This window comes from Acaryochloris sp. 'Moss Beach' (genome assembly GCF_021497025.1).
GTDB lineage: Bacteria > Cyanobacteriota > Cyanobacteriia > Thermosynechococcales > Thermosynechococcaceae > Acaryochloris > Acaryochloris marina_A.
Window position 1 is genome coordinate 2,557,031 of record NZ_CP071717.1, and the last position, 15,345, is coordinate 2,572,375.

Annotated in this window: 21 protein-coding genes and 1 tRNA gene; 15 read left to right on the plus strand and 7 right to left on the minus strand. The window is 47.8% G+C overall.

Going from position 1 to position 15,345, the window contains the following annotated elements; genetic code table 11:
• Positions 1 to 50: 50 nt before the first annotated feature.
• Positions 51 to 482: a GFA family protein gene (locus HRE53_RS11885; RefSeq protein WP_235110656.1), complete on the plus strand. Its 432-nt coding sequence runs from the start codon at positions 51 to 53 to the stop codon at positions 480 to 482.
• A 26-nt stretch (positions 483 to 508) separates the two neighbouring features.
• Here the strand turns inward: HRE53_RS11885 and HRE53_RS11890 are convergent, their stop codons facing one another.
• On the minus strand, positions 509 to 1,141 hold the full coding sequence (locus HRE53_RS11890; RefSeq protein WP_235110657.1) for a flavin prenyltransferase UbiX: 633 nt from the start codon (positions 1,139 to 1,141) through the stop codon (positions 509 to 511).
• A 191-nt stretch (positions 1,142 to 1,332) separates the two neighbouring features.
• On the opposite strand from HRE53_RS11890, the gene HRE53_RS11895 reads away from it, so the two are divergent.
• The 4 genes from HRE53_RS11895 (at position 1,333) to HRE53_RS11910 (ending at position 4,685) form a co-directional block, all read left to right on the plus strand.
• Complete coding sequence (locus HRE53_RS11895; RefSeq protein WP_235110658.1) at positions 1,333 to 1,812, plus strand: VanZ family protein; 480 nt, start codon at positions 1,333 to 1,335, stop codon at positions 1,810 to 1,812.
• Positions 1,809 to 2,192: a VOC family protein gene (locus HRE53_RS11900; protein ID WP_235110659.1), complete on the plus strand. Its 384-nt coding sequence runs from the start codon at positions 1,809 to 1,811 to the stop codon at positions 2,190 to 2,192. The genes HRE53_RS11895 and HRE53_RS11900 overlap by 4 nt, the downstream gene beginning before the upstream one ends.
• Positions 2,170 to 2,958 carry an MOSC domain-containing protein gene (locus HRE53_RS11905; RefSeq protein WP_235110661.1) on the plus strand — a complete coding sequence of 263 codons (789 nt, stop codon included), beginning with the start codon at positions 2,170 to 2,172 and terminating at the stop codon, positions 2,956 to 2,958. The genes HRE53_RS11900 and HRE53_RS11905 overlap by 23 nt, the downstream gene beginning before the upstream one ends.
• Positions 2,959 to 3,020: 62 nt before the next feature.
• The gene (locus HRE53_RS11910) at positions 3,021 to 4,685 is read left to right on the plus strand and encodes a CTP synthase (protein WP_212663627.1); all 1,665 of its coding nucleotides are present in this window, start codon (positions 3,021 to 3,023) and stop codon (positions 4,683 to 4,685) included.
• Here the strand turns inward: HRE53_RS11910 and HRE53_RS11915 are convergent.
• Together HRE53_RS11915 and ispF are read right to left on the minus strand one after the other, a co-directional pair.
• Positions 4,659 to 5,543 (minus strand): ROK family protein, encoded by an 885-nt coding sequence (locus HRE53_RS11915; RefSeq protein WP_235110662.1) that lies wholly within the window; start codon positions 5,541 to 5,543, stop codon positions 4,659 to 4,661. The genes HRE53_RS11910 and HRE53_RS11915 overlap by 27 nt on opposite strands.
• Positions 5,544 to 5,566: 23 nt before the next feature.
• Positions 5,567 to 6,052, minus strand: coding sequence for a 2-C-methyl-D-erythritol 2,4-cyclodiphosphate synthase (gene ispF / locus HRE53_RS11920; protein ID WP_212663629.1), 486 nt, complete (start codon positions 6,050 to 6,052; stop codon positions 5,567 to 5,569).
• Positions 6,053 to 6,338: 286 nt separating this feature from the next.
• Here ispF and HRE53_RS11925 point away from each other — a divergent pair, with 286 nt between their 5' ends.
• The 5 genes from HRE53_RS11925 to HRE53_RS11945 all read left to right on the plus strand — a co-directional run bounded on the left by HRE53_RS11925 (position 6,339) and on the right by HRE53_RS11945 (position 8,582).
• The gene (locus HRE53_RS11925) at positions 6,339 to 6,821 is read left to right on the plus strand and encodes a hypothetical protein (RefSeq protein ID WP_235110663.1); all 483 of its coding nucleotides are present in this window, start codon (positions 6,339 to 6,341) and stop codon (positions 6,819 to 6,821) included.
• Between the two features lie 194 nt (positions 6,822 to 7,015).
• Positions 7,016 to 7,456, plus strand: a complete 441-nt coding sequence (locus tag HRE53_RS11930; protein ID WP_235110664.1) for a hypothetical protein — start codon at positions 7,016 to 7,018, stop codon at positions 7,454 to 7,456.
• A gap of 4 nt (positions 7,457 to 7,460) precedes the next feature.
• Positions 7,461 to 7,751, plus strand: coding sequence for a hypothetical protein (locus HRE53_RS11935; RefSeq protein WP_235110665.1), 291 nt, complete (start codon positions 7,461 to 7,463; stop codon positions 7,749 to 7,751).
• Positions 7,752 to 7,776: 25 nt separating this feature from the next.
• Positions 7,777 to 8,010 (plus strand): hypothetical protein, encoded by a 234-nt coding sequence (locus tag HRE53_RS11940; protein ID WP_235110666.1) that lies wholly within the window; start codon positions 7,777 to 7,779, stop codon positions 8,008 to 8,010.
• Between the two features lie 125 nt (positions 8,011 to 8,135).
• Positions 8,136 to 8,582, plus strand: coding sequence for a hypothetical protein (locus HRE53_RS11945; RefSeq protein WP_235110667.1), 447 nt, complete (start codon positions 8,136 to 8,138; stop codon positions 8,580 to 8,582).
• 91 nt (positions 8,583 to 8,673) lie between these two features.
• On the opposite strand, the gene HRE53_RS11950 is transcribed toward HRE53_RS11945, so the two are convergent.
• Positions 8,674 to 8,746, minus strand: a tRNA-Ile gene (locus HRE53_RS11950).
• Between the two features lie 227 nt (positions 8,747 to 8,973).
• Here HRE53_RS11950 and HRE53_RS11955 point away from each other — a divergent pair.
• Positions 8,974 to 9,705 (plus strand): hypothetical protein, encoded by a 732-nt coding sequence (locus HRE53_RS11955; protein ID WP_235110668.1) that lies wholly within the window; start codon positions 8,974 to 8,976, stop codon positions 9,703 to 9,705.
• Positions 9,706 to 9,753: 48 nt separating this feature from the next.
• Positions 9,754 to 11,217: a hemolysin family protein gene (locus tag HRE53_RS11960; protein ID WP_235110669.1), complete on the plus strand. Its 1,464-nt coding sequence runs from the start codon at positions 9,754 to 9,756 to the stop codon at positions 11,215 to 11,217.
• A gap of 137 nt (positions 11,218 to 11,354) precedes the next feature.
• On the opposite strand, the gene HRE53_RS11965 is transcribed toward HRE53_RS11960, so the two are convergent.
• Both HRE53_RS11965 and HRE53_RS11970 read right to left on the minus strand, forming a co-directional pair.
• Complete coding sequence (locus HRE53_RS11965; RefSeq protein ID WP_010478653.1) at positions 11,355 to 11,654, minus strand: 30S ribosomal protein PSRP-3; 300 nt, start codon at positions 11,652 to 11,654, stop codon at positions 11,355 to 11,357.
• Positions 11,655 to 11,776: 122 nt separating this feature from the next.
• Positions 11,777 to 12,373 carry a thioredoxin family protein gene (locus HRE53_RS11970; protein ID WP_212663634.1) on the minus strand — a complete coding sequence of 199 codons (597 nt, stop codon included), beginning with the start codon at positions 12,371 to 12,373 and terminating at the stop codon, positions 11,777 to 11,779.
• Positions 12,374 to 12,741: 368 nt separating this feature from the next.
• Here HRE53_RS11970 and HRE53_RS34350 point away from each other — a divergent pair, with 368 nt between their 5' ends.
• A complete protein-coding gene (locus tag HRE53_RS34350; protein WP_255801402.1) occupies positions 12,742 to 12,876 on the plus strand; it encodes a hypothetical protein in 135 nt (44 codons plus the stop codon).
• Here the strand turns inward: HRE53_RS34350 and HRE53_RS11975 are convergent.
• On the minus strand, positions 12,858 to 13,688 hold the full coding sequence (locus HRE53_RS11975; protein WP_235108928.1) for an IS1 family transposase: 831 nt from the start codon (positions 13,686 to 13,688) through the stop codon (positions 12,858 to 12,860). The two genes, HRE53_RS34350 and HRE53_RS11975, sit on opposite strands and share 19 nt — an antisense overlap.
• 70 nt (positions 13,689 to 13,758) lie before the next feature.
• Here HRE53_RS11975 and HRE53_RS11980 point away from each other — a divergent pair, with 70 nt between their 5' ends.
• Complete coding sequence (locus tag HRE53_RS11980; RefSeq protein WP_235110671.1) at positions 13,759 to 14,316, plus strand: sigma-70 family RNA polymerase sigma factor; 558 nt, start codon at positions 13,759 to 13,761, stop codon at positions 14,314 to 14,316.
• A 35-nt stretch (positions 14,317 to 14,351) separates the two neighbouring features.
• Positions 14,352 to 15,311 carry a DUF1822 family protein gene (locus tag HRE53_RS11985; RefSeq protein ID WP_235110672.1) on the plus strand — a complete coding sequence of 320 codons (960 nt, stop codon included), beginning with the start codon at positions 14,352 to 14,354 and terminating at the stop codon, positions 15,309 to 15,311.
• Positions 15,312 to 15,345: the final 34 nt, after the last annotated feature.

Genomic DNA, 15,345 nt, shown 5'->3' on the forward strand with positions numbered 1-15,345 from the left:
TCATAATCGAGTCGACAGTACGCAGCAAATGCTGCGTACTCTGTTTTCTTATGCAAGCACTAAGTGGTCGCTGTCTCTGCGAAGGGATAGCTTATGAGATTTCAGGCGAACTGGGTCCCATTTTTAACTGTCATTGCTCAAAATGCAGGCGCTGGCATGGAGCTGCTTTTCGCACCCGAGCCACCATTACCACTCAGCAATTTAAGTGGATTAAAGGTGAAGACTTACTGTCTCGCTACCATTCTTCCGAGTTTGTAGTGAAGCATTTTTGTTCTGTCTGTGGCTCCAATCTCATCAGCACCTATGACAATGCGCCTGATAAGATCGGTATTCCATTAGGGGGGCTAGATCAAGCGCCTCACAATGCACCAGAAGGACACATTTACGTGGGGTCTAAATCTCCTTGGTTCACCATTACAGATGACCTCCCCCAGCACGATATCTGGCCAGGCAGCCATGCCAAAGTCCGTGAGACCCGATAAGCGCTCTCTCACGAAAATCTCACAGGCTAGGCAGTCGGTTCAGTGCCCTGCCAACGCTGAAGTGGCACACAATCTATCCCAAGTTGATCTAAAGCCCGAGCTACCACAAAGTCTGCTAGGTCTTCGATAGTTTGGGGGTTGTGGTACCAAGCAGGGATAGCAGGCACAATTCGGGCTCCAGCTTCTGCCAACGTAGTCAGATTGCGCAGGTGAATCAGGCTAAAGGGGGTTTCTCTGGGCACGATCACTAAAGGACGTCGTTCCTTCAGGTGAACATCTGCAGTTCGTTCTAAGAGGCTAGAACTGAGACCCGCAGCAATTTTAGCCACTGTACTCATACTGCAAGGAATCACCAGCATCCCCAGGGTGCGAAAGGAGCCGCTGGCAATGCCTGCACCGACATTAGTAGCAGCATGACAGGTTAACGTCCCACCCCATTCATCGGCTTGCTGACGCCAAAATTGCTCTTGCTTAACGGGATCAGCGGGCATACGAATATTTTGCTCAGCTTGCCAAACCTGGTATGTGGCCTTAGACGCCACCAGCTCAATCGAATAATTTGCTCGGAGCAAAAACTTAATGGTGCGCACGGCATAGAGTAATCCTGATGCACCAGAAACGCCTAAAGTAACGGGTAGCGGTGAGTTAGAGTGAGACACAAGCGTAGGTTATAAAAGAGTGGTATTTCGCCTTAGCGAAACGTTTTATTATAACGTTGATACTCTGTATTCCTCACAGAGAGAGCGATCCCCAACCTAGACCCTATTCCGTTTGCAGAATCAGTACCATAGGATTACCAGAGAATAGAGCAAGCCTTCCATAAACGCAGCTTGGCACGAAGGATCCCAGAGTGAACAAAACTCTTTTTTCATCCAAAGGCTTAACCCTTCTAAGTTGGCTATTTTGGATGGCGATAATGGTTCAATTTTCTACCCAGCGATGGGGGGGTGAACAAACCCAATCCATTCTGACAGCGCTTCTAAATTTGAGTGTGCCAGCTCTGCTCAATGGGCTTAGCCCAGAGCAATTGCACACCTTGAACTTTATCGTTCGCAAGGGTGCTCATTTGACGGAATATGCCATTCTCACCACCCTTTGCTTCACAATGGGGACATTCGGGTTCCAAAAGCCTTGGAAATCAGTCTTACCCTTTGCAGTCCTAGGTTCAGCACTCTTTGCGATCACTGATGAAATCCATCAGAATTTTGTCCCGAATCGCGGTGCTTCTCCTATAGATGTGCTGATTGATATTACCGGTGCATTGATTGCAGTCAGCTTGATTAGTCTTTGGAAGACTCGTTTTCAACCCAATCCCCCACAAAACCTATGACGGTTACTCAGTTATTACATACAGCCTTGCTCGTGCAGGATTTAGAGCGATCTCGGCAGTTTTATGGCGAGGTGTTGGGATTAACGGAATGTCCCCGTCCATTTGATTTTCCAGGGGCTTGGTATCAAATCGGCCCTCAGCAACTGCACGTCATGGTGTCCCCCGATTATGTCGCCCGACAGGCCAATCAAGAACGATGGGGACGCAATTGCCATGTGGCCCTGGCAGTCTCTGATCTAAAAGACTGTCAAACCCAGTTAACGGCAGCTGGAGTAACTTATCAATTAAGCCATTCGGGCCGGGCTGCTTTATTTGTGCACGATCCAGATGGCAATATTATTGAGCTGAGTCAAGTCGATGCCCCACCTAGCCAGGATTGATCTCTATCCCTTTAAGTCGTTGGATGGCATTACGGTCCAATCCGCTAATATTTTGGCGAGTGGTGCCCTAGAACACGATCGAGAATATGCCTGCTTCGATCGCCAGGGAAAGGTAGTGAATGGCAAGCGATACGCCCAGATACATCAGTTGAGATCGCAAGTCTCCAACAACTACCAAACCCTAACCCTACAAGCCCCCCATACCGATCCTCAAACCTTTCACATTGACCAAGAACGCGACGCTTTAAAAGCATGGCTCAGTGACTTTTTTCAGCTGGATATCCAGATTCACCAAAATTCAGCAGCAGGCTTTCCCGACGATACTGACTCTCCCGGCCCGACTCTAATTAGTACAGCTACCCTCGAAACTGTCGCTGCTTGGTATGACGATTTGACGGTTACAGAGCTACGCCGCCGCCTGCGCACTAACCTAGAAATAGGCGGCGTACCTGCTTTTTGGGAAGATCAGCTCTTTACTGACGCTGACCATCTAGTTCAATTTCAAATTGGATCCGTGATTCTAAAAGGCGTCAATCCCTGCCAAAGATGCATCGTCCCCACCCGTGACTCCCAATCGGGTGTTGCAACTCCCAAATTCCAAAAGACTTTCCTCCAAAACCGGAAGCAGGCGCTGCCCGAGTGGGTAAATCCCGCCCGTTTCAATCATTTCTATCGTTTGGCAGTCAATACGCGCATTCCGCAGGGTCAAGATTCTGTCTTAACTCAGGGAGATCAAGTCATCCTTAAAGGCATTGTAGAAGTTTAACAATCCTCCCTAGGAACCTATGGCAAAATGGGTCGAATGGACGAAAGAGAGTAAAGCTGCACATGACTAAGTTTGTATTTGTAACGGGCGGTGTAGTTTCCAGTATTGGTAAGGGAATTGTGGCTGCTAGCTTGGGACGCCTACTGAAATCCCGCAATTACTCCGTCTCCATTTTGAAATTGGATCCCTACATCAACGTGGATCCAGGCACCATGAGTCCGTTCCAGCATGGAGAAGTATTCGTCACAGATGATGGCGCTGAAACGGATTTAGACTTAGGTCACTATGAGCGCTTTACTGATACAGCCATGTCGCGCCTCAATAGTGTCACCACAGGTTCTATTTACCAATCCGTCTTAAACAAAGAGCGGCGGGGTGACTATAAAGGGGGCACCGTGCAAGTGATCCCCCATATCACCAATGAGATTAAAGATCGCATTAAGCGAGTAGCCAAACAGGCGACGCCGGACGTCTTAATTATCGAGATTGGCGGGACCGTCGGTGATATTGAGTCTTTGCCCTTCTTAGAAGCCATTCGTCAGTTCCGAAAAGATGTGGGTCGGGACAATATTCTCTATACCCACGTCACCTTAATGCCCTGGATTCCCGCTGCGGGAGAAATGAAAACTAAACCCACCCAGCACTCCGTTAAAGAGCTGCGCTCCATCGGCATCCAACCCGATATTCTCGTCTGTCGCTGCGATCGTCCTTTATCTAAAGGGATTAAAGAGAAGGTCTCAGAGTTTTGTGATGTCCCTGTCGAAGCTGTGATCACCTGTGAAGATGCCAGCAGTATCTATGCCGTCCCCCTCATTCTCGAACAAGAAGGCTTAGCCCAACAGGTCCTCAAGTTTATGCACCTAGAGCAGCGGCAGCCCGAATTAACCCAATGGCAAGCTCTCGTCAATCAGCTTGATCATCCCTCACAAACCATTGAAATTGCGCTGGTGGGTAAATATGTGCAGCTTAGTGATGCCTATTTATCAGTCGTAGAGTCCCTGCAACATGCCGCTGTTGCCCAAGGGATTGCCGTTCACCTTCGCTGGGTAGATTCAGAAGAAATCGAAGCCCACGGCGCGGATCGATATCTGGCAGGTGCGGCTGGCATTATTGTTCCTGGTGGCTTTGGCATTCGGGGCGTCGATGGCAAAATTGCAGCCATTCAATACGCTCGCGACCATCAGGTTCCCTTTTTAGGGCTCTGCTTAGGCATGCAATGTGCGGTAATTGAATGGGCTCGCCATCAGGCTGGGTTAGAGGATGCCAATAGTGCTGAGTTTAATCCCGAAACCCGTAATCCTGTCATTAACTTATTACCTGAACAGCAGGATGTCGTGGATCTCGGAGGCACGATGCGCTTGGGTCTATATCCCTGCCGCTTATTACCTGACACCCTGGCAGCTCGCCTGTATCCCCAGGAGACCATTGTGTATGAGCGCCATCGGCATCGCTATGAATTTAACAACGCCTATCGGCCTTTATTTTTAGAGTCCGGCTATGTGATTAGTGGTACCTCCCCCGATGGTCGCCTGGTGGAGATGATTGAGCTGCCCTCTCATCCTTTCTTCATTGCCACCCAATTCCATCCTGAGTTTCGCTCCCGGCCCAATGTGCCCCATCCACTGTTTGCAGGCTTAGTGGGAGCTTGTCTACAAGCTAATGGCACGTCTAATCACCATGAGAGCCTGCCGACGGAATCGCTAGTATCCGAATCGCTGTCGAGCTAGTTGGGCAGCACCAATCATCCCTGCCTGGTTGCCCAATGCAGCTGGTAAAATCACCAGATTTTCTCGGGACGTCGGCATCACCCGGCGCTCGATTTCTGCTTGCACCCAAGGTAGAAACAATTCAGTGCTGGCCGCAATCCCACCCCCTAAAATCACAGCTTCAGGGGTAAGCACATAGATCAGACTCGCCAAGCCAGCGCCTAGGTTACGGCCATAATCTTGCCAAAATGAGTTAGCAGCTTCGTCTTCTCGTCCTGCTAGCTCATGGGGTTCACACTGGTGGTCTCGGCGAATCGCCTGCACCGATACAAATTGTTCCAAAGACCCATTATTGCCGCTATTGCAGGGGGGACCATCGGGCCATAGGGTAATCAGTCCCAATTCTCCTGCCGCCCCATCTCGTCCTGTATACAGCTCGCCATTCATAATGATGGCACCTCCCACCCCTGTACCTAAGGTGAGCATAATCAAATTCTGAAATGGCTGTCCGGCCCCATAAAGAGCTTCACCAAGCCCTGCACAGTTGGCGTCATTAGCAATGGTGGTGGGTCGTCCCGTTTTATCCTCTACCCACTCGGCTAAGGGCACATCTAACCAATCATCTAAGTTGATTGAGACCCTAGCAATACGGCCTGTATTATCAGCCGGTCCGGGCATACCCAGACCAATCACTGGCATGGTTTTCTCTGGATCTAAAGCGTGAACTGCAGTTGCGATCGCATCCACCACTGGCTCCGGTGTAGAGGGTTGCGGTGTCGGCACTGTAATCGAGCGGACACAGGTTCCTTGGGGACTGCAACAGCCTAACTTAATGGCCGTTCCCCCTAAATCAATCCCTAGCACCAGGTTTTCGGTCATCGCAGATCCAACTCAAACCCTATCTACGAACCAGAGGTCAATAATGCTACCGCATAAGCGCAAATTCCCTGCTCTTGTCCTACAGGCCCCAGTTTTTCATTCGTTGTGGCTTTTATACCTATTAAATCAGGACTGAGATTCAAGGTTTTGCTAATGCGATCGCGCATTGCATTGATATGAGGTTTCAGCTTGGGACGCTCTGCCACCACCACCGAGTCAATATTGCCGATCTGCCAGCCTCGATCCAGAATCAACTGATGTACCTGTTCCAGCAATTTCAGACTATCTGCCCCTGCCCATTGAGGATCCGTTGGCGGAAAATAATGGCCAATATCGCCTAAACTCAAGGCTCCTAACAGGGCATCCATAATTGCATGGGTCAACACATCCGCATCACTATGGCCTTTCAAGCCTAGAGAATGCTCAATTTGAACTCCCCCAAGAATCAACGGGCGATCTTCAACCAGTTGATGGATATCGTAACCATTACCAATACGGATGGATGTCATAGTCTCGCTACAGGAATGAATTGAAAAACGGCCCAGTGCTCTCGTACCATACTATGACGGCACCTCCTTATTGATAGAAATAGTCGTTGGGCTGCAAAGACATCCTTTTGGGAGGGAAGAACCATCGATCGTCCACCCTCCATAACCGTTACACCAGCCTAGGTCACTCTTTAGGATTGGAACAGGTTCCCAGAGTCACCGTCTAAACAATCAACACGTTATGCCCAAAAAGCATACCCACTCAGTTCCCCTACAGTTACTGTTATTGTTTTTCAAATCACAACTTATGCAAAAATTTCTGCTTTTTTCATCCATACTTCTAGCCCCCTTAGCAGCTACCCCAGCGCTGAACGCTCAGGAAACGGTTTCTCACCTTCCCCTTCCCTATGCTCAACCCCTAGTCATCGCTCAAGACGCAGTAAAAGCCGACCCCTTCTTTTTGACCCGTGCCAAGAATCTGGCACGGCAAGCAGCCGAACGAGAAAACGGTGGCCTTAGTCAGTACCGGGCTGAAACATCGATGTATGGCCCTGCCATCGATTCCCCTCATGTCGAGAATGAAGATGGCAGTGTCACCTTCTCCTTCAAAGGGGGTGCTCCTGGGTTTGTTTCCCCGACTCTAGAAACAGTAGCCACCGTTGCTCCTGCAGGCATCGTTACGATCGGTTACAACGGTCCCATTCGTCCCGCAGCCGCTCAGCCCTCCGAGCCTGACCCTACCCCCGGCAGCCCCAGCTTCCATTCCCCAGGTTCCATCTCAAATTATTGACCAAATCAAAGATTTAGTTGAATAGACGCCTTATCCATCGGATCTAGCGAAAGAACGCAGAACAACGCGTTTCTATCACCAGCCATCTGAATTCATCGCCCCCACAGATAGGCATCCCAGACGATAGCCTATGGGTGTTTTCTGCCTTTACTATGGGCAGATGGTTTTGTTTATCTCTCTTTAGGGTTGTGTCTATGCGCCAGTTTGTTGCTTTTTCAAAGGTTTTATTGCTTCCCCTTTGTTTGGGAATAGGGCAGGTAGCGGTCTATGCCCAATCCTCACCCTCCGTCACTCCTCCTCCTCAAGCCACAGATCCCTTTTTCCTGACCCGGGCAAAGAATCTAGCCAGACAAGCAGCCGAACGACAAAATGGGGGTCTCAGACTTTATCGTGCAGAAGCTGCTATGTATGGGCCTGCCATAGATGCACCCAGTCAACAGAATTCCGACGGCAGCGTCACCTTTACCTTCAAAGGCGGATCACCTGGCTTCGTCACGCCTACAGTAGAGACTATCGCGACCGTTACCCCCCAAGGATTAGTCAGTCTCCAATACAACGGTCCTTTACGCTCCGTTGCCCTTGCCAAGGTCAAGCCCACCCCCCTCTCAAACTCAAGAGCCAACACAACCCCCTAATCAATTGCCCAACTCTTTAGAAAAGCCTGTTTTAATCCCCAGCTCTCAACCCTTACCGCCCAATTCTTCTCCACCCTTACCCGCTCAGCCAAAGGCACCAAGCACTCGCCCTCCCAGCTCTGGCCTACCCACTCTACAGCCAGCACCCGTCATCCCCCCCCCCAGGCAAACATTGCCACCTATCGCGACACAGCCAACACCTGCTATTGCTATTACCCCCCCCCCAGAGCACTCCCAGCCGCCCAGTTCAGACCTCACCAGCATCTATCCAAAACACATCTATCCAAAACGCTGATTTCTTTCTCTCTCGCGCCAAAAACTTGGCTAGGCAAGCCGCTATCAATGCGAACGGGGGTTTAGCCCAGTATCGACCTGAAACTTCAATGTTTGGTCCTGCTGCTGGCACCCCACATCAAAAAAATCAAGATGGCAGTATCACCTTTAGATTCCAAGGAGGAGTCCCTGGCTATCGCAATCCCACTGTAGAATCTGTGGTCACAGTGACCCAAAATAGCACTGTCACTGTTACGTATAATGGCCCCATTCGACCATAGGCGCTGCCATTCTGACAAACCTAGGGCAAGCAGCTGCACAAACATCAGCAACGGGGTAAGTTCTCCTAGTAAATGGGTAAACTAGGACATATCAGACAAAAAATTTATTGTTAAGGATAAGTAGCATGGGTTTGAGCTTCAAGCACTGGAGTGGGGGTATAGCACTAGCCACCTTGATTCTGACAGGGAATGGCGTTGCACTAGCTCAAGAAGTTGATCCTCTCGATCGGCCATTACGTCAACCCACCATATCTGAAACGCTGGATCGGCAGTCCAACCTCGATAGTTACTGGGAAGATGAGTCCCTCGGAGGAGATGCTAAGTTTCTTTTCAGTGTGGGTACACCAGAAGGAGCCATTCGAAGCGCTGCTGAGCGTGTTGAAGTGATCTACAAAGATTTACTACAGCAGCAAGATGATGATTTTCCCACCGTTCGCACCCGCGATTTAGCCAATCCTTACGCAACATCATTGCTAGAACTGCAAAGCCTATCAGGCATTGGTAACTCTGAACCCGAATCTGCTCCCCAATATATTCCTGCTGTAGCCCCTGCTGTTCCTGCGCTTTGGTAGAAAGTAAAGCCAAACTAATTCTCAAAATCCAGAATAGCTAAAGCGCCCAACTTGCATCTCACAAGTTGGGCGCTTTAGCTATTGAAATCAATCCAGGGTGCAGGAGTTGAACCTGCCTAGGGCGAATTATGAGTTCGCTGCCTCAACCGCTCGGCCAACCCTGGCTAAATAGCAGTTCTTATATCGTTTGGGATATGACTGTGCAATGCAGTTGAACAGTTTATCTACTTTCAACCACAGAATCCAGTGAAAATACCAGAATGACTATAGCACTATCCCCTAAGTTATATTATTACTGAATCTGGAAGTCATTTTTATATGCACGTCCTGGTATTGCGCTCAGATAAAGCGTCTAAAGACATAGCTCTACTTTTTAACTTGATTCAAACGTGTGATCTTGGCAAAAGCGAATAAGGCCTCAACCAACAAACCCCGAAATCGATTCAAGATTGATCCATCTATCAAACGCACAGTATTACTCCTACTGTTTATGTTGATAGTCGGATCCATCTGTGGTGCCGTAGGTTATGTGTTCGCCCGTCAATCTTTAAAAGGCATTACACAACCTGCCACAAACCCATTTCTGAAGGAGTCTGACGATTTAGATCGTCGCCCACGCCAAGGGGCCGATTTTCTTAACGAGAAAGACCTAATTGCCAAAGTTAAGTCTCAGACTAACGGTGCCAATATCGCCAAAGAGAAACAAAAAACAGCACCCAAACCGAAGAAACCCAAATCTTCTGACACCAAAAAGGATCAAAAATCACAGCCGAAGTCTCTCCCGATCAAAGTCAACAATCAGGGAATGAACTTTGAGGTCAAGTCTTTAGCCCGTGAGGATGATACGCTCATCCTTAACGTTGCTTTACAGAACAGTAGCGATGACACAATTCAGTTTGTCTATACTTTTTTAGATATTACTGACGATCAAGGGCAAGCCTTGTTCTCAGAAATTCGAGGGTTACCAACTGAGTTTAAACCCAAAGGAGAAATCTTCTTTGGCACAATCAAAATTTTGGATGTTCCGCCGGAAACCGTTGAAAAAGTCTCGATTTCCTTAAACGACTATCCTGACCAGAACGTCAAACTAGACATTCAAAATATCCCAGTCGCTGATGAGTAAGCGCCGATGGCACATGTCTCATAGGGGGCTGGCAAAATCGCGGCTGGTATGACTCCACTCCCACTGCTTTTCTACTGGGCACAGCTCAGTACTCCCCGATTTTCTGATCAATTTCCAGTACTGAGTGTGCCTGAAATTGGATCGCGGTTGTTAGCCATTGCAGCCTTGATTATCATCAATGGTTTTTTTGTCACAGCTGAGTTTTCGATCGTTGCTGTTCGTCGCTCCCGCATCAATCAGTTAGTCCAAGAGGGAGATACTCAAGCCAAGTTAGTTCAGCAACTACAGCAGGATATTGCTCGGTTGCTTTCAACGACTCAAATTGGGATTACCTTGTCTAGCTTAGCCTTAGGCTGGATAGGCGAACATACTGTCGCCGTGCTGATTATCTCGTGGTTACGACAGAGTGCTCTCTCCAACTCAACTCAAGTATTTATCGCCCATACCCTAGCCGTTCCCACAGCCTTTTTGGTCATTGCTTATCTGCAAATTGTGCTAGGGGAGTTATGCCCAAAAGCCCTCGCCTTACTCTATTCAGAAGAACTCGCTCGATTTTTAGGTCCAACTAGCCTAACGATTGCGAAGCTGTTTAACCCATTAATCTGGATTCTCAACCAATCTACTCGGTGCTTGCTCGGCATGGCTGGCATTGAATACTCAGATCGAGATTGGTATCACCAAGTCACCCCAGAGGAGCTGCAGTTAATGATTGCAACCTCCACGGAATCCACTGGATTAGAAGCTGACGAAAGAGAGTTACTCACCAATGTCTTCGAGTTTGCAGATGTCTTGGTGGAAGAAGTGATGATTCCTCGCACCCGGATTGACGCGTTGGAAGAATCTGTGACCTTTCAAATGCTGCTAGAAGAGGTAGCCCGGTCTGGCCATAACTATTATCCAGTTATCGGAGAGTCTTTGGACGATATTCGCGGCATTGTTCGCTTCAAAGAGCTAGCCGTTGCTTTTGCTAAAGGAGACCTCCAAAATGACACCTCCATCAAAGCATGGGTACAAACAGCTTGGTTCGTTCCTGAAGGCACATTAATTAATGAGGTGCTGCAACTCATGCAGAAATATCACCTCGATATTGTCATGGTGAGGGAAGAAGAGGTCAATGGGACCGCGGGTTTAGTAACCCTGAATGATCTCGTTCATGAAATCATCGGTGGCGATGATGCAGCTGGCCATGATTCCACTCCTCCCATTCAAGAGTTAGATAATCATACGTTCATCGTCCAGGCTCAAACAGACTTAGATGAAGTAAATGAGAATTTAGGGCTAGAGTTGCCTATTGTTGATGATTATCAAACCTTGGGCGGGTTTTTACTGTTTCAGCTGCAAAAGCTACCTCTCCCAGGAGAAGTTCACCACTTGTATAACCTAGAGTTCACGATCATCTCTACAGATGGTCCTCGTCTTGACCAAATCCAAATCCATAAATTAGAACTCGGAATCCGCTCAGATCTACCGACCCATTTGGGCACAACGACTGATAGTACTCCCAACAATTAGGGGGACATCCTAGCCTATTGGCCCATAAAAATGGTCGAAAAAAAGTTCTCGATAACGACTTGTAAATACAGCGCTATCGAGGAAATGAAGGTGGCTTAAAGCCTTATGGCAATATCAATTAGAGCCAGTCGCTCTAACTAAGCTGTACCAGTAAAAACTACTTCAGGAAAGCGCGCTTTTGCCTCAGTGAGTGGGCGTCGACGTCCTTCTTCTTGCCAGTAGTTAATGACTTCTGTGGCTTTGTTGAGGATAGAGATTCGCTCAACTTCATCAATCCAGGTTTTTTTCTCTAATTCAGTTTTGAGATTTTCCCAGGCATCGTTTCGAGGCCAAAAGAAGTAAGAAGTTAGGGGACTACTCCCGTTGCCAACCACTTGATCCACTGCTAAGGCAACGTTTTCATCAAGCCAGAGCACTTTAAGAATAAACTTTGACAATCTGCCTCCTAAAACTGAAAAAAAATTATCACTACAGCCCTCCATTATAGTTGATAACTCTTTATCTCCATCAAAAGCTTTGAGATTTCCTTTGTTCAGTCCCCCAGAGATATTGGAGACTTTTAGATTCCACCCGCTGGCATACCGCCATGACTCCGCGGATCGTCTTGATTCCCCCTGACTGCAGGTTGGAATATAGATGTTTGACCCATTGCTTTCGACGTTGGCAAAGTATCCTCAGCAACTAGCGCAGCTAAATTATCTGCCAAAATCTGTCGAGGCTGTTGTCCCACTGAGCTTGCTAAGGCTTCACCGCTACCATCCAGATACACAAAATGGGGAATGCCATCAACGTCAAATTTGAGCACTTCAGGCAGCCACTTGCTGTTGTCAACGTTCAACATCACAAAATTAACTTGATCAGAAAATTCTTGTTTGAGGCTGTGCATATCATCAGCCATGGCCTGACAACTCGTACACCAATTCGCATAGAACTCCATCAGGGTGGGTTTTTGATTCGTTAATGCGATTTCTATGGGGGTTGAATCAGCTGCTAGAGCTGATAAGGAAGGTTGTTCAGTTTGCTGGCGAGAACCGAAAAAGAGAGCGATACTGAGTGCAATCGCAACCATAGCAACCAAAAAATTTCTTAATCGTTGACTGGTCGTTGCTGTATCAGCCTCAGGATTGGACGGCATATCTGATGGATCTAAAGTCATGAGGTATCCAAGGTTGTGACTAATCATTCCCATTCTCAGTTTAGTCATCCACTGGCTGAGTACACACATCTTTACCAATAAAATCGAACCTTTGGCACTTTTGTCTTCATTTCCCTAGATATCAGAGGTTGAGACGGATCTCATACATTTTTCCGTACCCTAGCCAGTGATTTACCTCACAACTATCTATCTTCTAATCTTGTAATCTGCTAGATAATTTCCACAACAGCACTCACTCAATTCGATGTGGAATCAATAGCGACCGGACAATGGTCAGTCAGAAGATCTCAGCATTTTCTCTCAAGCTAATTAATCAGCGTTTAGCAACTCTCAGAAAACATTTATAAGGGGATTTAGGTGGGGGGCCTATGAAACTTAAAAATCAGCAGATGCTACCGCTCGACGAGCAACTCCGTCAACTGGTCATAGAAGCCCGCCAATATCCCTCAGGCCATTTGAAACGAAAGCAATGTTTGGTCGTGCCTCAAATAATTGTGGGGTAGCAAAGAATGTCATTCCAGTTCCATGGGCAATCAGCTAATCCTGCTCGTTGGGCCGCAGTCGTTTTGAATCGGCTGTGAGTCCAAATCCAATTAAAATAGCTCACCCCTAACCGAGCCGTAACCTTCGTTTGCTCCCAAACTTTGCCAAACTTATTTTGGCGGCGATGCCATCGACCTGTTTGCTGCCGAACAATCCCATTGGTACGCTCCAATCGTTGAGTTCGGTCTTTACCAATGTAGTGGATAATGTCTGGCCCTAAGATGCGCTCATAACCGCCCCAATCATCACTATTCCAAAACTTGCAATCGGTCTTGCCTTCAGTGCTGGTCATCAGTTCATCCAACAATGAGTCGGTATGCTTGCCCACCCGACAGGTCAATATCAAACCACTGGTGTTGGCCAACGTAATCGCCATCCAACAATCGCCCACCTCTAGCTCTGATGGTCGGCAATGTTTTTGCTTTTTTTTCACAAAGGACCACATCTCATCGGCACTGACATCATCGGTGCTGACTGCTTGAACGTTGCCATTATGAAGTTGCTGAGAGCGTTGGCTAGCAGAACGCACGAGGGAGACAACCGTGTTGTAGGAAAGCCCAGTGATTCGGGCAATGCCTCTGAGACTCGTGCCTTCTGCATGAGATTGGAGAACTTGATGGATCGTCTCTCGGCAGGTCTGTCGACGATAGTAAAGGGTATCAAAGGTTTCAGTGAAAGTTCGTTTACAAATAGGACAGTGATACCGTTGTTTCTCATTGGCCATCTTGCCATGCTTATAGGCTTTGGGATGACCGCACAATGGGCATTGCATGGTTACTCTAATAGCAGAAGGAATGTATTATTCTATCTGACCCACATTTGATTGAATCACAACCCAATGTTTGACGCAGATTGTGCGACTGATTGAACAATCTCGTAAGCTCTGGCATGAACATACTCCTTACTATGAAGATGCCCTGCAGCAAACCTGGGTTTATTTTTGCCAAAATATTTGTGAAGCCGGTACTGGCGAACAATATGATCCCGACCGTAGTAGTGTCGTTACCTGGTTAAACCGATATCTGAAATGGCGCTTACAAGACTTTCGCATTAACAAACAAAAGCACCTCGCAAGATATACCTCTAAAGCTCCTAGCGCCATCAACAAAAACCAAGACGTCACGGATAATCTCGCTGCTCCTCCAGATACTCCCCCAATTTTGGAAACAACCCGTCATTGGGTGGAAACTGACCCCTCAGGTGAGTTAAGAAACGTTCATATTCAAAACCGACCGGATGTCACCTGCCAAGTTTTACTATTAAGGCGTCTGCCACCGGAACAAGGATGGGAAAAGGTTTCTGAAGAATTTGGCTTACCCATTTCTACCCTGAGTAGTTTTTACCAACGACAATGTATGACCCGCTTGCGTAATTTTGGTCTGTCACAAGGATATCTATAATAGAAGTTCCTGATTTTGACTCCATGCTTCCCTTGATGAGCGATTCTTTAGCCTTACCCATTACCCTAACCGCGAGGCAAATAGCCCAAGGCTTTGGGCAACAGCAATCCACACCTGAGAAATGCCAGCAAGTCTATCTCAACACCCTAGCGGTCCTTGCTGTTAAAGAGTATCTGGCATTGATGGAAATCCCCTGCAATCTGGAAGCTAGCGATAGCTGGAATCCAGTAGTGCGACTCTGTGCAGACGTTGCCGATCTCCTCATTCCGGGTATGGGCAGTTTAGAATGTCGCCCAATTTTGCCTGGCACGCCTACCTGTCTCTTGCCCCCTGAAGTCTGGTCGGATCGCGTCGGTTATCTAGTTGTCGTCATCGATGATCAACAGCGGAGGGCTCGCATCCTAGGATTTACGCCCACTGCTCAAGCCGGTCAAATCGCCATAGAGCACTTACAACCCCTCGAATCCCTATTGGCTCATATTAGTGAATTCATGTTGGTAGACACCAAACCACCAACATTTGTTCAGACTGATCTGGGTCAATGGCTACAAGGTATCTTTAATCAAAGTTGGCAAGTAGTTGAAGATCTATTACAACCCTCAACCCGAGAGCCAGCATTTCACTTTAGAAGTGCAGCCACAACGTCAACCGTTGAGCTAGATGACGATGCCGTTCAAATTAAGCGGGCCAAATTAGTCAAATTCAAAAATGATGCAGAAGAAATTCCCCTCGTCTTGATCATGAATCTTCTGCAAACTGAAACAGATAGCCAGCGGATGCTCTGTGTTCAGCTCCGACCCGCAGGTCAATGCACATCATTACCCGCTAATTTAGTGCTTAGGGTGCTGGACAACCAGCACAATACGTTTTTAGAAGCCCAATCACGACAAGCGGACAACTACTTACAGCTTGAGTTCAGCGGATTACCAGGAGAACAGTTCCATCTCGATCTAGAGCAAGGCAACCACATCCTAACTGAAACATTTATTATTTAGAAATTTTTGCCCTGGCTGCATAGAAAGGAGATGC

Excerpts from the sequence above, each read along its gene's own strand:
- HRE53_RS11885 (WP_235110656.1), top strand. The coding sequence starts at position 51 with ATGCAAGCACTAAGTGGTCGCTGTCTCTGCGAAGGGATAGCTTATGAG.
- HRE53_RS11900 (WP_235110659.1), top strand. The coding sequence starts at position 1,809 with ATGACGGTTACTCAGTTATTACATACAGCCTTGCTCGTGCAGGATTTA.
- HRE53_RS11905 (WP_235110661.1), top strand. The coding sequence starts at position 2,170 with ATGCCCCACCTAGCCAGGATTGATCTCTATCCCTTTAAGTCGTTGGAT.
- HRE53_RS11910 (WP_212663627.1), top strand. The coding sequence starts at position 3,021 with ATGACTAAGTTTGTATTTGTAACGGGCGGTGTAGTTTCCAGTATTGGT.
- HRE53_RS11915 (WP_235110662.1), bottom strand. The coding sequence starts at position 5,543 with ATGACCGAAAACCTGGTGCTAGGGATTGATTTAGGGGGAACGGCCATT.
- ispF (WP_212663629.1), bottom strand. The coding sequence starts at position 6,052 with ATGACATCCATCCGTATTGGTAATGGTTACGATATCCATCAACTGGTT.
- HRE53_RS11925 (WP_235110663.1), top strand. The coding sequence starts at position 6,339 with ATGCAAAAATTTCTGCTTTTTTCATCCATACTTCTAGCCCCCTTAGCA.
- HRE53_RS11930 (WP_235110664.1), top strand. The coding sequence starts at position 7,016 with ATGCGCCAGTTTGTTGCTTTTTCAAAGGTTTTATTGCTTCCCCTTTGT.
- HRE53_RS11945 (WP_235110667.1), top strand. The coding sequence starts at position 8,136 with ATGGGTTTGAGCTTCAAGCACTGGAGTGGGGGTATAGCACTAGCCACC.
- HRE53_RS11960 (WP_235110669.1), top strand. The coding sequence starts at position 9,754 with ATGACTCCACTCCCACTGCTTTTCTACTGGGCACAGCTCAGTACTCCC.
- HRE53_RS11970 (WP_212663634.1), bottom strand. The coding sequence starts at position 12,373 with ATGACTTTAGATCCATCAGATATGCCGTCCAATCCTGAGGCTGATACA.
- HRE53_RS34350 (WP_255801402.1), top strand. The coding sequence starts at position 12,742 with ATGAAACTTAAAAATCAGCAGATGCTACCGCTCGACGAGCAACTCCGT.
- HRE53_RS11975 (WP_235108928.1), bottom strand. The coding sequence starts at position 13,688 with ATGCAATGCCCATTGTGCGGTCATCCCAAAGCCTATAAGCATGGCAAG.
- HRE53_RS11985 (WP_235110672.1), top strand. The coding sequence starts at position 14,352 with ATGAGCGATTCTTTAGCCTTACCCATTACCCTAACCGCGAGGCAAATA.